Raw genomic sequence first — 15,298 nt, 5'->3', positions numbered from 1 at the left:
GACACCGCCGGCAACCGCCCCAACGAAGTTGTTGGCCTGGGTAAAGAAGGAAGGGGCATTGTTCGTCGGCGTGTCCACTCGCTCTCCTCGGAAAGGATCCGCCGAGTTATTTCGTGAGCGTCGGGAAAGTGCCGGTTCCGGTCGGATCCCAACTGGGATAGGCCCCCGCTTGCAACGAAAGCAGCCCGTTTTTTCCGTTGAAAACAACAGTAAACAAGCTACTGTTTCCAAATTGATCGTATATGCTTACCTGTGTGTCCTTTAATATACTTGGCGGACTTTCGATAGGAGGTGGATTATTTGTCGATTCAGAAGATAATAAAGAATATATTCCAACACCGTCTTTTTCCCCCCCGTTACTTAGAACCCCCTGCCCCCAAGTGAAACTGACTGTTTGATCGTCATTATATTTATAACCAACAATTGCTCTGCACAACACGACGGCCGCGTTCGGATCCCATATATATGACGAGTATATATATGGCAAGTAGAAAATAAATAGGTCCATCCATGGTGCAGTGGCCATATCACCTTTGGTCAGGATGTACTTTTCAATATAAGAACCCGGATCAGCAATTTTCAGATAACTTACGTACTGGTCAAATGTCCTGGTGGTTTGGCCGTCATCGCTGGTAAGCGTAATATTATTAAGCTTAATGGAATTGACGGTGGTATTGGTCAGATCGTAGCGTTTCGGCGGGAGTGTGTCGATTACGACAGATGAGTGATCGATCGAATCCGCCAAGCTGGAAGCCGCCGTTTTTCCGTTGGCCATGGTCAATTGAGTGCCAACCGTAAGTGGGGTAATCGCCGGCGTGGGAGAGCACGAGAGATAGAGCGTGAATTTGGATTTGTCGACAGCATTTTCCAGCTCGGACGAGTGAGAGGCATTCTCCATGGCATAGGGAAGATGATGAAATTCGTTTTCCTGATCGGTGAACGACCATCCCTGCGGAAGCGCATCGCCGGTCGTGTAGTCGATGAGTTGAAGGGTCGGTTTCACCCTATCGAGCACATCTTGGCTAAGCGGCACAGTATTGCCCCCGGAGTCTTCCGCTGTGATGTAAACCAGAATGCCGATCTGATTCAGACCGTTTGAGTAAATTGCACCCTCTTGGAGACCGAATTCGGTAATGAGCTCAATCAGCGTTGTTGACCACGCGTGTTTCCAGTCAGCGTTATCTTGCCCATAATAGGGGAAGGGACGACCGTTTGACGTGCCATCGAATTGGGCGATTAAATAATCACCCGCAGCATTGTCTGGGTACCCATATACAGGGTCTGCCATGAAAATGTCACCGATCTTAGCCATGTCGCTCCATTTCTTGGGGTTTTCATAAGTCCCAGGTTTGGCATCAGATTTGATTTTCATGAAATTGACTCCAATCGGTTTGGAAAATGCTCAAATCGGCAGTAGGCCACATACCGCCGGTCATAGCCAACTATCCGAACTATTAGGTTCTTTTTACATTCTCACGAGCAGTCCGAAGGCACAGCAAGCGAAGCGAAGGCGGGATAGTTGCCTGCGAGCTTGTCGTAGCGGGTGGCGACACAACGAAAATGTTTGATACGGTGAAAAGCGCGTTCGACGATGTTCCGGGTCCGATACAGCACGCGGCGATAACGACGCTTGGTTTTCCAGTTTGAACGCGGCGTGGGATCACGGCCTTCGCACGCGTAGTGCGGATGCTCTGCACGAAGGCATTCGAGTCGTAGCCCTTGTCGGCAATGAGCGCACCGGTGCGCAAATGCTCAACCAGGTCATTCGTGCTTGATCTCGGTTTCGTCGGCCACGGCGTGGGCAAGGAAAGCCGAACGGCTGATCCTGTGGGCCATCGTTGTTCGCGGCAAGGCGTTGTCGTCCCTGACCACACGCGATGCAATCGATTATCGGGTCTTTCTGTGCCGACCGGTGTCTGAGTTGGCCCGCCTCGACCACGCACATCACCGGACTAGCGGCCGGTTGCCGGCAACCTCTCTGCCCGCGCGGTCGCCCATGCGCTGACTGCTGGAGCACACTTGGCAGCAGTGAGCCACTTTGCTCGCGTAGTTACCTGCCATGTTGCAGGAACCCAATGTAGCAGAGGTATCCCGAGCAACGATACGCAGCACCCTTGAGTTTATGGCGCAGCGGATTGAACGCCTTCGCACACGCGCCCAGCATCCGTAGACGCGACACGCCTCCCGTCAACGCCTTGTCTGGCAAGGGTTTTGGAGATTTTCCATTTATGGGCGATGGGTGACCTGCCCCCGGTTTTAGTCCGAAACGCTTTTAGAGTCCGAGGTTAAAAACTGCTGTTCTTCATGCGCCCGAGCAAACTGCTCGGGCGTTAGGTAGCCGAGAGAGCTGTGAGGCCGCTCGGTGTTGTACTCGATACGCCAAGATTCAATCAAGCGCTTGGCGTGAGGCAGCGAGACGAACCAGTGTTCGTTCAGACATTCGTCACGGAACCGCCCGTTGAAGTTCTCGATGTAGGCGTTCTCCACAGGTTTGCCTGGTCGGATGAACGACAGCGTGATGCCGACCTCGTACGCCCAAGCATCCAGCACCTTGCCAGCGAACTCCGGCCCGTTGTCCACGGTGATGGATAACGGCAATCCGCGCATCTCCCGCAATCGTTCTAAAACCTGCCTCACGCGCTGCCCAGGCAATGAGGTGTCGACCTCGATGACGAGACATTCCCGTGTGTAATCGTCGACCACATTCAGACACCGAAACCGCCGACCATATGCCAATCCATCAGAGACGAAGTCCATAGACCAGCTTTGATTCGGGCCTGTCGGTAGCGGCCGAGGTGTCCTTTCGACGGCGGCAATGCGTTTGCGCCTTCGTTTGCGCACGCTCAGTCCTACCTGGCTGTAGAGTCGCCAAACCCGCTTGTGATTCGCAAGCCAACCCTCCCGACGCAGCAGCACGCGAATGCGGCGATAGCCATATCGGCGCTTCTGCGCCGCAATGGCCACCATTCTGCTCGTCAATTCGACGTCGTCGATCCGGCTCGACTCATAACGGAACAACGACCTCGATATTCCCACCAGCCCGCAAGCCCGGGTGACACCCATCGCGCGCTCGGTCATCAACGTTCGGACCGCTTCGCGTTTGGCTTGCGGGCTCGCTACTTTCGGGCAAGCAGGTCCTTCAGCGCAGCATTGTCCAGCATCGAATCGGCCAGCAATCGCTTGAGCCGGCCATTCTCCTGCTCAAGCTCCTTAAGGCGCTGCGCATCCGACACGGTCATCCCACCGAATTTGGCTTTCCAGTTGTAGTAGGTCGCTTCCGAGATGCCGTACTTACGGCACAACTCGGCCGGCTTGAGGTCCGCTTCGCCTTCCTTCAACACCCCAATGATTTGCTCTTCGCTGAATCGCTTTTTTACTTCCGTTCCCCTTCGTTGGAACGGACTCTACACCGTCTCCGGACTATTCAGGGGGAGCAGGTCAGTGCTTATACTGATCGTCTGTGCAGCAGTGCTGTCGAAGCGCGCTGGGCGCAATGTCCGTGGCGCTGGCAGCACAATTGATTCGTCTGCGTACTACGCGGCAAAGCCGTTAACCTCGACAGAACAAGCATTTTTTCGACTCATCGAAAGCAGCTTGCCCGGCTACGTGATCCTGGCTCAGGTGGACATCAAGCGCATCGTGAGAACAAAGCGAAGCAAGAGCTACCAGCATTTCAATCGAGTGGCGCAGCTTTCGCTGGACTACGTAATATGCCGTCGTGACTTTTCCGTTATTGCCGCTGTCGAGCTAGACGATCCCTCACATGATCGACAACGACAGAAAACGCGTGACGAGAAGAAGGATGCGGTGATGAGGGCCATCGGCGTGCGTCTCGTCCGCTTTGACGTCAGACGCTATCCGTCCGAACTTGAAGTTCGCAAGCAACTGCTTGGCGAAAACGAGAAGGAGAAATACCAGTCGGCGGCAGCTTAGCGAAACGCGAGGGTGAATCCAGAATTTGCCGATAACGGGCCACCGCATTGGATGGGCCGCAACCAAAGTTACCGCACCAATCGCGGCTTCCCGCCCTGCTTCGATGCGTGAAGAATGACGTGGGTCCCCATCAGCATATGCGTCGACACTCGAAAAGTTTCGATGCGCTGCGAAAACGTTTGTGACGTATAACAGGCGAAAAGGACATGGGCTGAAAGTCTGTCGATGGAAGTGGCATATGCGCACGACTTTGGCGTTGGACGATGAGCTTCTCGCGAAAGCGCAGGCACTCACGGGCTTGCAGGAGAAGTCGGCATTGATCCGTGAAGCCCTCAAGGCTTTGATTGAGCGCGAAAGTGCCCGCCGTTTGGCTCGTCTGGGCGGAACGAAGGCAGACCTCACCGATATCCCGCGCCGCCAAACGCCCATCCCCAAGTGATAGGTGAACTAGCGCTTGGCAGCCTCAAGAATCGCGACGGGGCCTTTGCCGATCGCGCGCTCGGCGAGGAAACCGACATCAAGGCGTTAGCCGATTTCTATGCAGCCCAGTTACACGGCATCTCGGTTCAGTCTCGCGATGGGGTGTCAAAGGAGCGGCTGCCGGCGTCCATTGAACCGGCCATGGTGCCGCTGAAAATGGCTACCCGCGAAATTGTTCGTCATACGAAACAAGTGCCCATCTCGTAGCAACACCGTACAAGCCCCCACTATCCCGCCTCCCCACCCTCTCGATTCTGCGGAGTCTCCGCCTCTCGCTCGCCGAGGAATGCCACAACTTCCTGAGCGGTCGCCCGGGCGCTGCGCGTCACGCCGATCAGCGTCGCCGAGGCGTATCCCGTCCACTCCCCGTATCCGACGAGCCACAACCGGGGCTGCGCGGCGGCACGCGTTCCCGACACGCGGATCCGTCCGTCGGCGTCCGTGATCCGCAGCGCATCCAAATGTGCCAGCGCCGGACGAAACCCCGTGCACCAGATAACGACATCGACCCGCGACTGCGTGCCGTCCGGCCACATCACGCCGTCTTCGACGAACCGCGCGAACGGACGCACTGCGTGCAAGTCACCGCGCGCGCGCGCCGCCAACACCGACGGCACCATCACGATATGCCCTAGCCCGTTGTCCGGATACGGATCGGGCAAGCCTCGCTGAGCGGCCTGCCAGCGCGCCGTAGCTCGCTCGAAAAGTACGCGGCCGTCTACGTCGTCCGGCAAGTAGGATGGCGGCGTGAGCGTGACCCAGGTTGCCTCGCTCACGCGCGACACCTCCGCGTAAATCTGTGCCCCTGAATTCCCCCCGCCAACCACCAGCACTCGCAACCCGTGCAACTCATGTGCGCCCCGATAGTCGGCCGAATGCATCTGACGGCCGCGAAACGATGTATGCCCCTCGTATGCCGGCACATACGGCGATCGCCACGATCCCGTCGCACTGACCACCGTGCGAGCCAGCCAATCGCCGCTGTCGGTCTGCACCCTCAGCCCGTCGCTTTGCGCGAGAACCGCTGTGACCTTCACGGGGCGTTGCACCGGCACCCCATAGCGCGCCTCGTACGCGCGTAGATACGTCACAACTTCGTCGCGCGTCGGGTAGTGCCGCTCACCACCCGGCATCGGCCACCCCGGCAGCGAACTCCATTGCGCGGGGGAAAAGAGTTGCAGCGACGGCCACGCGCGCTGCCACGCGCCCCCGGAAGAGGCCTGATCGTCCAGAACCACGTAGTCGACCTGCCAGCGACGCAGGAAATATGCCGTCGCCAACGCCGATTGCCCGCCGCCGATAATCAGCGTGTCAACGCTTCGCAGTGAACCCGCATCCGGCGCGCTCATGCCATCTCCGCCTCATCCGCCTCATGCAGATGTTTGAGCGGCCCCACCTGCCGAAAATAACGTCCCGGCGACTCGCCGAAAACGCGACGGAACATGGCGATAAAGTTGCTGGGCGTGGAGTACCCGAGCGAATCGGCAATCGTGCCGACCGGTTCCCCCTTGGCCAGCCGGTCAAGGGCGCTCACCAGTCTCGCCTGCTGCCGCCACTGGGTGAAACCCATTCCCGTCTCGGCGACGAAAAGCCTTCTGGCGGTGCGCGACGAAACGCCCGCGCGCTGCGCCATCGCCTCGAGCGACGCATGTCCGCCCAGATCGTCGAGCACCGCGCGGGCCACGCGCATCACACGTGCATCGGTCGGCATCGGCAAACCGAGCGGCTCTGCCGGCGCGCGCCGGATCTCGTCGACCAGCACCTGCGCGAGCCGCATCTCGTCTTCCGTCAATACGTCGCGCAACGCCCACGACACGGCCCGCTTGACCAGCGCCGCCAGCAACTCCGACACACCCACCACACACGGCGCCGACGGCAACCCCGTCGCCGCGTAGGGCGCAACGAGCACGATCCATCCACTGACCACGCCAGTGAGCGACACACGATGCGTGACTTCCGGCGGAATCCACCCCGCTCGATAAGGGGGCAACACCCACGCGCCAAACGGCGTATGGACATGCACCAGACCCGAGTGGATGCAAAACAACTGACCGCGCACATGGGAATGCCAGTCCAGCTCGCGTGTCCCGATCCGGAACAGACTGCGATCGTGTTCGTGCCCGCCAAACGCCCACACCGGCGGGCCGTCGGGCCGGTCATTCGGCCGATATTTGGCGAACGGCGAATCGGCAAGCGACATCAGAGGCGCATCGGGTTGGGTCTTCCGCGTATCGAGGTTCATCGCTTTGTCCGATTCGCATTGTTTTATGACCAAACAATGTTATCAGGTCAGCAAACGGCGCGCAGACAATGAGCGAAGTACCACTGCCGGCTGCCTCCGGGCGGCACATTCGAAATCATGTCTGCCTTACATGTCACCATCATCGGCGCGGGTCTGGGCGGCCTGTGCCTCGCTCAGGGGCTCCGCCGCGCGGGGATTTCGTTCGACGTCTACGAACGCGACGACGCGCCCGCAGCCCGTTTCCAGGGCTACCGCCTGCGCATCGACGCCAACGGCCTCGATGCCCTCACCCAATGCATGCCCGATGGCCAAGTCGAACGAGTGCGTCAGCGCGCCGCCGTGGCACGTACCGGCGGGCGCTTCGTCACACCGCAACTCGACAACGCCGACGTCACCTTGCCACCGAGTTGGCACGATGCGCACACCGATACCGGTGCCGCCAGGCCTCGCCGCCGCGCCCTCTCTGCCGCCGCTCGCCGAACAGCGCCGCCGGAGGGCATCCCCGGCGACCTCAGTCTGCATCGGCAGACGCTTCGCGAGATTCTGCTCGACGGCATTCTTGATCGTGTGCACTTCGGCAAATCGTTTTCGCGCACGACAACCACGGACGACGGCCGTCACATCGCCCACTTCGAAGACGGATCGTGCAGCGCGCCGGGCCTCGTCGTTGCGGCCGACGGAAGCCACTCCCGCGTGCGCGAATACGTGCTGCCGGGCATGACACCCCGCGACACCGGCAATGTCTGCTGCTACGGCCTGACGCCGCTATCCACTGCCCTGCTCGTGCTGATGGACGGCCACGGCGAAGCCACGGTGATGGAAGGCAGCACGGTGGTATTTGCAGACGGCTTCGCCGTCGTCATCGAAGCCATGCTGTTTCGCCGCCAACCCGGTGGCGACGCCGCCTCCTCGCCCGCCATCGCCCCCGACCGGATGCCACTGTCACCGGTATCCGATTACCTCTACTGGGCGTTCATTGGCCCATCGCAAAAGCTGCTGAGCGCTCCAAACGCAAACGACGAGTTGCATGGCCCGGCCCCGCTCTCCCGCATCGAGGCGCTTACCGAGTCCTGGCATCCGCACCTGCGCTCACTGTTTGCGCACGCGGTTCCCGACACCATCCGTACGATGCCCGTGCGCAGCACCACCAGCCCGCTGCCATGGCAGGTCGACGGGATCACCGGTCTGGGAGATGCAGTGCACACGATGAGTCCTGCTGGTGGACTCGGTGCGAACACGGCACTGCGCGATGCCGCGCAACTGGCCGAACATCTGCACGCCGTGGCGCAAGGACACAGCACATTGGCGCAAGCCATCGCTGCGTACGAGCGCGATATGTGCGAACGCGCGCGCGAAGCCGTGCGTCTGGCCGACGCAGGGGCCGCGCTGCTCAATGCCCGTCGTCCCCCGCCGAACGCTCCTGCGCAACCCGCGGTCGACGCCATCCATTTATGAGACGGCGCCGCTCCCGTGTTACTTTTACGGCAACGTTACTGCGCGCAAGGAGTGACCATGTACACCGTAATGGGCATCACGGGGCGAGTTGGCGGCGTCATCGGGCACGACCTGCTCACGGCAGGTCTGCCACTGCGGGCTGTCGTTCAAGACCCGGTCAAATCCAGTCGATGGGCGACACTCGGCGGTGAAATCGCGGTCGCCGAAAGCGGCGATGTCGGTGCGCTCACGAACGCCTTTCGCAATAGCGAAGCGGTATTCGTCATGCTTCCACCGAACGCCGACCCCGAGCCGGACTTCTCGCACGCGCGGCATCTGATCGACACCATCCGCCAAGCGCTGGCGACCACGCGACCAAAGCGCGTGGTGTGCCTTTCGAGCATCGGCGCGGATTGCGAATCTCCCAGCCTGCTCACGGCACTGCACATGTTCGAGACGGCGATGGTGTCGCTCTCGCTGCCGGTGACGTTCCTGCGTCCTGCCTGGCTAATGGAGAACTTCGCATGGGACATCGCGCCCGCACGCGAGCGCGGCGAGTTGCCGAGTTATCTGCAACCGGTGGATCGGGCGATTCCGATGGTCTCGACGAGCGACGTCGGTCATTTCGCCGCGCGCGCCATGCGGGAACACTTCACAGACGAACGCATCTGGGAAATCGAAGGACCGGATCGCTACTCGCCCGACGACATTGCGGCAGCACTCGCCCGTGCGCTGGTTCGAGACGTTCGTGCCGAGGCCGTGCCGCGTGCCGGTTGGGACCCGCTGTTCCGCGCGCAGGGCATGCGCAACCCGCTGCCGCGCATTCAAATGCTGGACGGTTTCAATAGCGATAACGATGGCTTCCGGTTTCGAGATGGTGGCCAACATACGCTACGCGGCGAGGTCACGCTCGTGGAAGCGATTGCCGCATTGGTGCGGGAAAGCTGACGCGGTTCCTTAACGCCCCCCACTTCGCGCTCACCACCTCATCGCGCAGTTACCGGCGAGCGTCGCAAACCGGCGTTTGCGCGAGCAACTCGCGCCATCGTTGCGCCCAATCGCCGTCGTGGGCCAGGTCGCTCACAACGCGCGTCTTCACGCACGTCCCTCCTGCGGCCGACGCAAAGCGGCGCGCAACCTCCGGCGGCACGACCGCATCCTGTGCGCTGCTGTAATGGATCTGCGCAATGCCGGCAACCTGCCGCGCGACATCGCTGGGATTGCGCGACGCAGGCATCGGCGAGACCCGGTGCAATCGATTGACATACTCGACGTCGAGATTGCCCGCCACCGTGCGTAGGGTGGCGATGTCGTGCCGACGGGCCGCCACCAGCACGGCAATGGCGCCGCCGCCCGAATAGCCGACAAGCTCCACAGGCTGCCCCGGCACACGCGCCGTCAACTGCCCGACGGCCGCGTCCATCGCATCGACAACTTCGGGCGCGAAGCGCTTACCGGTCCAGTACGCGACCTGACAGCGAGGATTGTCCGGCATCGGTGTGAACTGGCAGGGCCGTGCCAGATAGGCGACATTGGCCGATGGGTCGGCCGCCGCAAGCGCCAAACCGGTCGCGGCGACCGGAGTCGGATCGAGCGACGGCTCCGAGCGCGAGACCCAGGCAAGACCGTCGCCTTCGATGTAGATACGCAGCGGCTTATCGGTACGGCCGATGCGCGAGAACACAGTAAGGCGGAAGTCGCCCGCCGCGAGCACTTCCCGTTGCAGTCCGGCGGGGTTGGCAAGCGACTCGGCGTGCGCGTCGCGATCTAGACTGGCGCAGCCGGAAGCCAGCAACGCCAGCCCCAGCATGCTCCCGCAGAGCAGAGCGCGCCACGATCCGGCGCCGCGCCGGTAACCGCCTCGATCAAGCCGCGTCATCGCGCCGCTCGGCCACGAACTGCTTGAGCGCCTGCGCCATGCGCTCGACGACAGGCGCCCATTGCGCGCGAGCCTCCTGACGGAACAGGCGCATGCCGGGGTACCAAGGCGTGTCGTCCCGATCGAGCAACCAGCGCCAATCGGGCACGAACGGCAACAACACCCACACCGCACGCCCCATCGCTCCCGCCAGATGCACCGGCGACGAATCGACCGAAATCAGCAAATCGGCGAGATGCAGAATCGCGGCGGTGTCCTCAAAATCACGAATTTCATCGCTCAACGACACCATCGACATGCCGTCGGGCGGCGTATTTGCCTGCGCCGACGCCGGCCCCTTCTGAATCGACAGGAACGTCGCCCCGCTCGCGCCCAGCGGGGCGAGTTGCTTGAGCGGCATGGAACGATTGCTGTCGTTGGTGTGCTCCGGGCGGCCGGCCCACACCATGGCGACCCACGGTCTCGGCACGTCGGCCAGCCTTTCGCGCCAATGGGCAACGCGCTGTGCATCGGGGCTGAGATAAGCCACGTCGCCGGGCAGATCGGCAAGCGTCAGGCCCATTGCCATCGGCAAGCTCATCAGTTCGCAATGCTGGTCGAACGTCACAGGCAACGTCCCGCGAGCGACGATATCCTCATCGCCCCACATGCGTTTCGCAATCGAAAACGTCTCGGGATTGACCTCGAAAATCACGCGCGCCTGACTGCGCTCGCGTGCCCAGCGCGCCATGCGCATGAACTGGAATGTGTCGCCAAAGCCCTGCTCGTCGTGAATGAGGAGCGTCTGGCCGGGAATCGGCCGACCGTCCCATCGCGGGCGCTGCACCTTGCGCTCGATGGACTGGGTATGTTCAAGGCTGTAGCGATAGCGGTACTCACGCCAGCCGCGTTCGAAGTCCCCCAGCAAGAGCAGCACTTCGGCAAGGTCGAAGCGATTCGACAGATCACCGGGCACCTGACGTGCGAGCATGTCGAGCAAGTCTCGCCCTTCCCGTGCCTTTCCCTGCGCACGCAGCACGACCGCGAGCAGTCGCCACAGGGACATGGGGGCGGCGTCCGTCGCCACGACTTCGCGGAGCATCGTCTCGGCCCGCTCGTAGTCCTGCGCGTGCACACGTGCAACGACCGCTTCGTAAATGGCGGTGAGATCCGGCGACTCGGGCACATGGTTCGGTGGGAGGCTGGCGATGGAGGGGCGAGCCGCGCCCGTTGCCTCGCGCGCCGCGACGTCCGCCTCGACAATGCAAAGCGCCGCCCGCGCATCGGCGCTCTCGGGCAGGAGCGCGAGCGCTTCGCGGGCATTCGCCAGCGCCTCGTCCAGTCGCCCGACGAGACGCAGAATTCGCGCACGCGCCACGAGCGTCGACGGATGCTTCGGCGCAAACGCCGACATCACCTCAACGGTCTGCAGTGCCGCCGCCACGTTGCCTCGCGCGAGTTCGACGTCGGCGAGATTGCGGTAGGCGTCGACAAACTGCGGGGCCAGTTCGATGGCGCGGCGCGCCAGCGTCTCCGCCTCGGCAAAGCGCTGTTGCGCACTGAGCAGCGACGCCAGATTACTGTGCGCGTCGGCACGTTCCGGATCGCACTCAAGGGCGCGGCGATAGTGTGTCTCGGCGGCGGTCAGCCGCCCCAGCAGACGCGCGGTATTGCCGAGATTGTTCTGGGCGTCCGCCGACGCCGGCATCAGTTCGCTCACGCGCGTGAGACATGTCAGGCTCTCTTCGAGCTGCCCGGTCTCCTGCAACACGATTCCCAGGTTGTTCCATCCGGCAACGAACGCCGGATCGACGTCGACGGCCCGGCGAGCCGCCGCCAGCGCCTCCTCGAGACGCCCCGCCTGTCGGCACATCTCGGCGAGATCCGACCAGCTGGACGCGGACGCGTCCGGTGCCCGACAGGTCACCCGAAGATGGTCGATGGCCACGTCCAGCTTGCCATAGGCATGCGCCATCAGGCCCAGCAGATAGTGCGCGTCGGGATGCTCGGGCGACACCTCCAGCACACGTCGGCACAACACCTCCGCCTGCGGGGCCTGCCCCGCTTGCCAATGCGATTGCGCCAGCGCAATCGCCTGCGCGAAAGTCAACGTGCCAGGGGACGACGAAGGGGAAGACATCGGAAAGGAATCGGGGAGCGGTGGACACTGCGCGATACTTTCACGGCGGTCGCAGCCCTGTCAATGACTGCGGCCGCCGGCACTGTCCACTGCCCGAACGTGTCGGGCGATCAGAAACGCTGCTGCACGCGCACGATACCCGTATGCGACACGAAGCCCGAGCCCGCACTACCACCGACAATGGCGCGGCCAATACGCCACGCGCTTTCGGACTGCACACGCGAGATCTGCTCGACGCCGATATTCATCGGGACGGCCGCCCTCAGCGCGCGTCACGGGCTTGCGCTACACTCGCCTGACCAATCAAATCAAAGACAGGGAATTCCCATGAGCACGAACATCGAAACCATTACCGTCAATCGCAACAACGGCGCCGCCGCAACGCTGGGCGATTACGCCGGCAAAGTGCGTCTGGTCGTCAACGTTGCGTCGAAGTGCGGCCTGACGCAGCAATACGAAGGCCTCGAGCGTCTTTACGAAGAGAAACGCGCCGCCGGCCTCGAAGTGCTGGCCTTCCCCGCGAACAATTTCAAGGGTCAGGAGCCGGGTACCGACGCCGAAATCCTCGAGTTCTGCACGACGCAATACAACGTCACGTTCCCGCTGTTCGCGAAGCTCTCGGCATTGGGCGACGATCGTCACCCGCTCTACACGGCGCTTGTCGCGGCACAGCCCGAGGCCATTGGCGAAGGCCCGTTCCGTGAGCGTCTGAAAGGATTTGGTGTCGAGCGCGAGAACCCCGCCGACGTGCTTTGGAACTTCGAGAAGTTCCTGATCGGCCGTAACGGTCAGGTCGTGGCCCGCTTCTCGCCGGACGTGAAGGCCGACGATCCGCGTCTCGTGGCTGCCATCGACGCCGAATTGGCCAAGTAAGCCGCGCACGGGGGACTCGTCATCCCCTGAGCCGCACGCGCGTCATGGATTCGTGTCGCAACGGATCAAGACCGTGCGATGGCCGATAGCTGGCGTTCACCCAGCGGCGTGACGCGCAATGCGCGCGGCTCACGCGTGGGTTCGAGCCACTTGGCGTGCAGGCATGTGCTGAGCAATGCCGCGCCCAGCGCGCCGCCGAGATGTGGCTTGCGCTCGCTCCAATCGGGACAGGTGCAGGCGAAGCGCCGACGGCGAGCACGGGCGGAAGACACGTCGACGCCGAGGGCCGTGAGGCCAGTGGCGCCCGCATCGGTCAGCGCAACGTCGCTGCCGTCGATTCGAAGCCAGCGGTGCGCTCGCATCCGCTCGAAAAGCGCTACGGCGACCTCACCGGCAAGATGGTCGTAACAAGTGCGTGCGTGACGTAGCGGGACGGGCGTGGCGCGGCTGACCGGCACCGCACGCGGGCGCAGTTCTCTCGTCGCCAACACGGCGCTGGCCAGGGCTTCGATGGCGGCCGCCGTCTCCGGCGTGGCGATGCGGAAATAACGGTGCCGTCCGCGCGCTTCTTGCGCAAGCACACCGCCATCCACAAGACGCGCCAGATGCCCGCTGGCGCTGGAAGGGGAAAGCCCGGCGGCCAACGCCAGTTCGCCCGCCGGGCGAGCCGAGCCATCCATCAACGCCCAGAGCATGGTCATGCGGCCCGCGTCCGCGAGCAGCGCCGCCAGCGAACTAACACCGGGGGCATGATCTCTTGCAATGTCCACAGACAGACTCCCGTGAAGAACATGAACCGCAGTATAGGCCCGCGAATCCGATCGACACTTCAGCGCATCATGAAGCATGCAGAACAGATAGCGCCTGAAGATAAGCACCGTCGAGACCTCCTGTAGAGACGCCCTGCCATGTTCGCTGCCAACGTCGATTTCGCTACCGTACCGCCTCCGGCCAACGCGTTGGCTGCAGTCGTCCACCCGAATCCGTACCCATACTACGAGTCGCTTGCGCAACGGCGTCCGTTCGATTTCGACGCCTCGCTCGGCATGTGGGTCGCCGCCGGGCCGCAAGCATTGGCGGCCGTGCTCGGTCACCCCGCCTGCGGCGTTCGGCCTGCCGGGGCCACGGTGCCCGCCGCCTTGGCCGACGGTGCCGCTGGCGGCTGGTTCGGTGCACTCGTCCGCATGAACGACGGGATCGCGCATGCCGCAATGAAACCGTGGTTGAAGACACGCCTCTCCACGCTACACGCCGATCGCGCCACACTCGCCGCACTACGAGAGGCGAGCCAAGCCGCTTGCTCGGACGCCTACCTCGCGTGCGGCGAAACCCTCACCGCCCGCCTCGACGACTTCGTCTTTCGTCAGCCGATTTACGCGCTCGCCGCATGGCTCGGCGTTCCTTCCCCGCAGTGGGCGGACGTTTATGACGATGTCCGCAAGCTCGTCGCCGCCATGGCGGAATCAGCAAAGCCCTCTCCACGTACCGACGTGCTGGCGCGCGGACATAGCGCCGCCGCAACGATGCGAGGCCGTGCAGTACGCTGGCTCGACCATCACGTCGGCTCAGACACCTGGTTGCATGACACCGCCCGGTGTGCCGCACGCGATGACGCCGTCGACTATCGCGCTCTCACGGCGAATATCGTCGGCCTCTTCACGCAAACGCACGACGCTTGCGCGGGACTCGTGGCCAATAGTTTGCGCAGGCTTGCGCGGCACATGTTGCCAACACCGCCGGCCGGCGCCGGCCGCACGGCGCTTCCGGCCAATCTGGGCGTCGCCATCGCGGCTGTCGGAGACGTCATCCGGCGCGATCCGCCTGTACAGAACACCCGGCGCTTTCTGCACGCGAGCGCCATCGTCGACGAACGGACGCTGGCGCGCGGCGACTCGATACTCGTCGTGCTTGCTGCGGGATCTGCCGTTGCCTCGCCCGAGAGCCCCGCATGGACCTTCGGACACGGCGCGCACACATGCCCCGGACGCTCGCCTGCCAGTACGATTGCGGCCGTCGGCGTACAAACGATTCTCGACGGCGATGTCGATCTGGTGTCGATCGCCAACGGCATCGCCTATCACCCGCTCGGCAATGTTCGTATCGCGCGTTTTCATGAGGACGGCCCGTCGTCCTGACACGTGCTTTTTGCCTGTTCGGATTTAGTTTTATTTAGCGAAATAATAATTCCACCAGATAAAACAGACTTCGTCGTCTGAAATCCCTGTAAACACAAGGCTTTGCGCGACGATACGGCTCCATTCCAGGATTTCGGGCAGGATGGCTGTTTTCTTTCGCGCCTGTGCGTCACGACGTTCGGACGCGCGACCGTTTCGACTTC

15 protein-coding genes and 3 pseudogenes are annotated in these 15,298 nt (G+C 62.4%); 7 read left to right on the top strand and 11 right to left on the bottom strand.

What is annotated here, in order from left to right; all coding sequences use genetic code 11:
* Nucleotides 1–106 precede the first annotated feature (106 nt).
* The 3 genes and pseudogenes from PHO31112_RS03655 to PHO31112_RS03645 all read right to left on the bottom strand — a co-directional run bounded on the left by PHO31112_RS03655 (nucleotide 107) and on the right by PHO31112_RS03645 (nucleotide 3,350).
* Complete coding sequence (locus PHO31112_RS03655) at nucleotides 107–1,372, bottom strand: hypothetical protein (RefSeq protein ID WP_150619213.1); 1,266 nt, start codon at nucleotides 1,370–1,372, stop codon at nucleotides 107–109.
* Between the two features lie 93 nt (nucleotides 1,373–1,465).
* A pseudogene (locus tag PHO31112_RS03650) lies at nucleotides 1,466–1,775 on the bottom strand (transposase); the annotation flags it as partial.
* Between the two features lie 481 nt (nucleotides 1,776–2,256).
* Nucleotides 2,257–3,350, bottom strand: a protein-coding gene (locus tag PHO31112_RS03645) for an IS3 family transposase (RefSeq protein WP_425495153.1) whose coding sequence is annotated in 2 segments (ribosomal slippage) — nucleotides 2,257–3,119 and nucleotides 3,119–3,350 — 1,095 coding nt in all. Because the reading frame shifts where the segments join, the coding sequence is not laid out codon by codon here.
* Between the two features lie 91 nt (nucleotides 3,351–3,441).
* Here PHO31112_RS03645 and PHO31112_RS03640 point away from each other — a divergent pair.
* The gene (locus tag PHO31112_RS03640; protein WP_174995500.1) at nucleotides 3,442–3,933 is read left to right on the top strand and encodes a DUF2726 domain-containing protein; all 492 of its coding nucleotides are present in this window, start codon (nucleotides 3,442–3,444) and stop codon (nucleotides 3,931–3,933) included.
* On the opposite strand, the pseudogene PHO31112_RS28115 reads toward PHO31112_RS03640, so the two are convergent.
* Nucleotides 3,848–4,036: pseudogene (locus PHO31112_RS28115) on the bottom strand (hypothetical protein); the annotation flags it as partial. The gene PHO31112_RS03640 and the pseudogene PHO31112_RS28115 overlap by 86 nt on opposite strands.
* A gap of 135 nt (nucleotides 4,037–4,171) precedes the next feature.
* Here PHO31112_RS28115 and PHO31112_RS03630 point away from each other — a divergent pair.
* Nucleotides 4,172–4,372 (top strand): type II toxin-antitoxin system VapB family antitoxin, encoded by a 201-nt coding sequence (locus tag PHO31112_RS03630; protein WP_150619210.1) that lies wholly within the window; start codon nucleotides 4,172–4,174, stop codon nucleotides 4,370–4,372.
* Nucleotides 4,369–4,620, top strand: coding sequence for a hypothetical protein (locus tag PHO31112_RS03625; RefSeq protein WP_150619209.1), 252 nt, complete (start codon nucleotides 4,369–4,371; stop codon nucleotides 4,618–4,620). Before PHO31112_RS03630 ends, PHO31112_RS03625 begins: the two co-directional genes overlap by 4 nt.
* 20 nt (nucleotides 4,621–4,640) lie before the next feature.
* Here the strand turns inward: PHO31112_RS03625 and PHO31112_RS03620 are convergent, their stop codons facing one another.
* Both PHO31112_RS03620 and PHO31112_RS03615 read right to left on the bottom strand, forming a co-directional pair.
* A complete protein-coding gene (locus PHO31112_RS03620) occupies nucleotides 4,641–5,762 on the bottom strand; it encodes an ArsO family NAD(P)H-dependent flavin-containing monooxygenase (RefSeq protein WP_150619208.1) in 1,122 nt (373 codons plus the stop codon).
* A complete protein-coding gene (locus PHO31112_RS03615; RefSeq protein ID WP_343042703.1) occupies nucleotides 5,759–6,655 on the bottom strand; it encodes an AraC family transcriptional regulator in 897 nt (298 codons plus the stop codon). Before PHO31112_RS03615 ends, PHO31112_RS03620 begins: the two co-directional genes overlap by 4 nt.
* A gap of 117 nt (nucleotides 6,656–6,772) precedes the next feature.
* Between PHO31112_RS03615 and PHO31112_RS03610 the strand changes: the two genes are divergently transcribed.
* Both PHO31112_RS03610 and PHO31112_RS03605 read left to right on the top strand, forming a co-directional pair.
* Nucleotides 6,773–8,110 (top strand): FAD-dependent oxidoreductase, encoded by a 1,338-nt coding sequence (locus tag PHO31112_RS03610; RefSeq protein ID WP_150619207.1) that lies wholly within the window; start codon nucleotides 6,773–6,775, stop codon nucleotides 8,108–8,110.
* 57 nt (nucleotides 8,111–8,167) lie between these two features.
* Entirely contained in the window at nucleotides 8,168–9,037 is an 870-nt protein-coding gene (locus PHO31112_RS03605; RefSeq protein WP_150619206.1) for an NmrA family NAD(P)-binding protein, read from the top strand.
* Nucleotides 9,038–9,086: 49 nt separating this feature from the next.
* Here the strand turns inward: PHO31112_RS03605 and PHO31112_RS03600 are convergent, their stop codons facing one another.
* From PHO31112_RS03600 to PHO31112_RS27060, 4 genes and pseudogenes are all read right to left on the bottom strand, one after another.
* Complete coding sequence (locus PHO31112_RS03600) at nucleotides 9,087–9,899, bottom strand: alpha/beta fold hydrolase (protein ID WP_174995520.1); 813 nt, start codon at nucleotides 9,897–9,899, stop codon at nucleotides 9,087–9,089.
* Nucleotides 9,900–9,954: 55 nt separating this feature from the next.
* A complete protein-coding gene (locus PHO31112_RS28110; protein ID WP_425495152.1) occupies nucleotides 9,955–11,133 on the bottom strand; it encodes a glycosyl transferase family 8 in 1,179 nt (392 codons plus the stop codon).
* A 213-nt stretch (nucleotides 11,134–11,346) separates the two neighbouring features.
* Nucleotides 11,347–12,087 (bottom strand): annotated as a pseudogene (locus PHO31112_RS28105) (tetratricopeptide repeat protein); the annotation flags it as partial.
* A 110-nt stretch (nucleotides 12,088–12,197) separates the two neighbouring features.
* Nucleotides 12,198–12,335: a hypothetical protein gene (locus PHO31112_RS27060; RefSeq protein ID WP_174995498.1), complete on the bottom strand. Its 138-nt coding sequence runs from the start codon at nucleotides 12,333–12,335 to the stop codon at nucleotides 12,198–12,200.
* Nucleotides 12,336–12,414: 79 nt separating this feature from the next.
* Here PHO31112_RS27060 and PHO31112_RS03590 point away from each other — a divergent pair, with 79 nt between their 5' ends.
* On the top strand, nucleotides 12,415–12,960 hold the full coding sequence (locus PHO31112_RS03590) for a glutathione peroxidase (RefSeq protein ID WP_150619203.1): 546 nt from the start codon (nucleotides 12,415–12,417) through the stop codon (nucleotides 12,958–12,960).
* A 65-nt stretch (nucleotides 12,961–13,025) separates the two neighbouring features.
* On the opposite strand, the gene PHO31112_RS03585 is transcribed toward PHO31112_RS03590, so the two are convergent.
* Complete coding sequence (locus PHO31112_RS03585) at nucleotides 13,026–13,661, bottom strand: ArsR/SmtB family transcription factor (protein WP_246177714.1); 636 nt, start codon at nucleotides 13,659–13,661, stop codon at nucleotides 13,026–13,028.
* A gap of 207 nt (nucleotides 13,662–13,868) precedes the next feature.
* Here PHO31112_RS03585 and PHO31112_RS03580 point away from each other — a divergent pair, with 207 nt between their 5' ends.
* Nucleotides 13,869–15,095, top strand: coding sequence for a cytochrome P450 family protein (locus tag PHO31112_RS03580; protein WP_150619201.1), 1,227 nt, complete (start codon nucleotides 13,869–13,871; stop codon nucleotides 15,093–15,095).
* The last annotated feature ends 203 nt before the right edge of the window (nucleotides 15,096–15,298 follow it).

Origin of the sequence: Pandoraea horticolens (assembly GCF_902459555.1) — a bacterium.
GTDB lineage: Bacteria > Pseudomonadota > Gammaproteobacteria > Burkholderiales > Burkholderiaceae > Pandoraea > Pandoraea horticolens.
Note: the sequence above shows the minus strand (reverse complement) of the source record. Positions and strands in the feature narration are given on the sequence as shown.

Coding starts and splice junctions, on each gene's coding strand:
- PHO31112_RS03655 (WP_150619213.1), bottom strand. CDS start 1,372: ATGAAAATCAAATCTGATGCCAAACCTGGGACTTATGAAAACCCCAAG.
- PHO31112_RS03630 (WP_150619210.1), top strand. CDS start 4,172: ATGCGCACGACTTTGGCGTTGGACGATGAGCTTCTCGCGAAAGCGCAG.
- PHO31112_RS03620 (WP_150619208.1), bottom strand. CDS start 5,762: ATGAGCGCGCCGGATGCGGGTTCACTGCGAAGCGTTGACACGCTGATT.
- PHO31112_RS03615 (WP_343042703.1), bottom strand. CDS start 6,655: ATGAACCTCGATACGCGGAAGACCCAACCCGATGCGCCTCTGATGTCG.
- PHO31112_RS03610 (WP_150619207.1), top strand. CDS start 6,773: ATGTCTGCCTTACATGTCACCATCATCGGCGCGGGTCTGGGCGGCCTG.
- PHO31112_RS03605 (WP_150619206.1), top strand. CDS start 8,168: ATGTACACCGTAATGGGCATCACGGGGCGAGTTGGCGGCGTCATCGGG.
- PHO31112_RS03600 (WP_174995520.1), bottom strand. CDS start 9,899: ATGCTGGGGCTGGCGTTGCTGGCTTCCGGCTGCGCCAGTCTAGATCGC.
- PHO31112_RS27060 (WP_174995498.1), bottom strand. CDS start 12,335: ATGAATATCGGCGTCGAGCAGATCTCGCGTGTGCAGTCCGAAAGCGCG.
- PHO31112_RS03590 (WP_150619203.1), top strand. CDS start 12,415: ATGAGCACGAACATCGAAACCATTACCGTCAATCGCAACAACGGCGCC.
- PHO31112_RS03585 (WP_246177714.1), bottom strand. CDS start 13,661: ATGACCATGCTCTGGGCGTTGATGGATGGCTCGGCTCGCCCGGCGGGC.
- PHO31112_RS03580 (WP_150619201.1), top strand. CDS start 13,869: ATGTTCGCTGCCAACGTCGATTTCGCTACCGTACCGCCTCCGGCCAAC.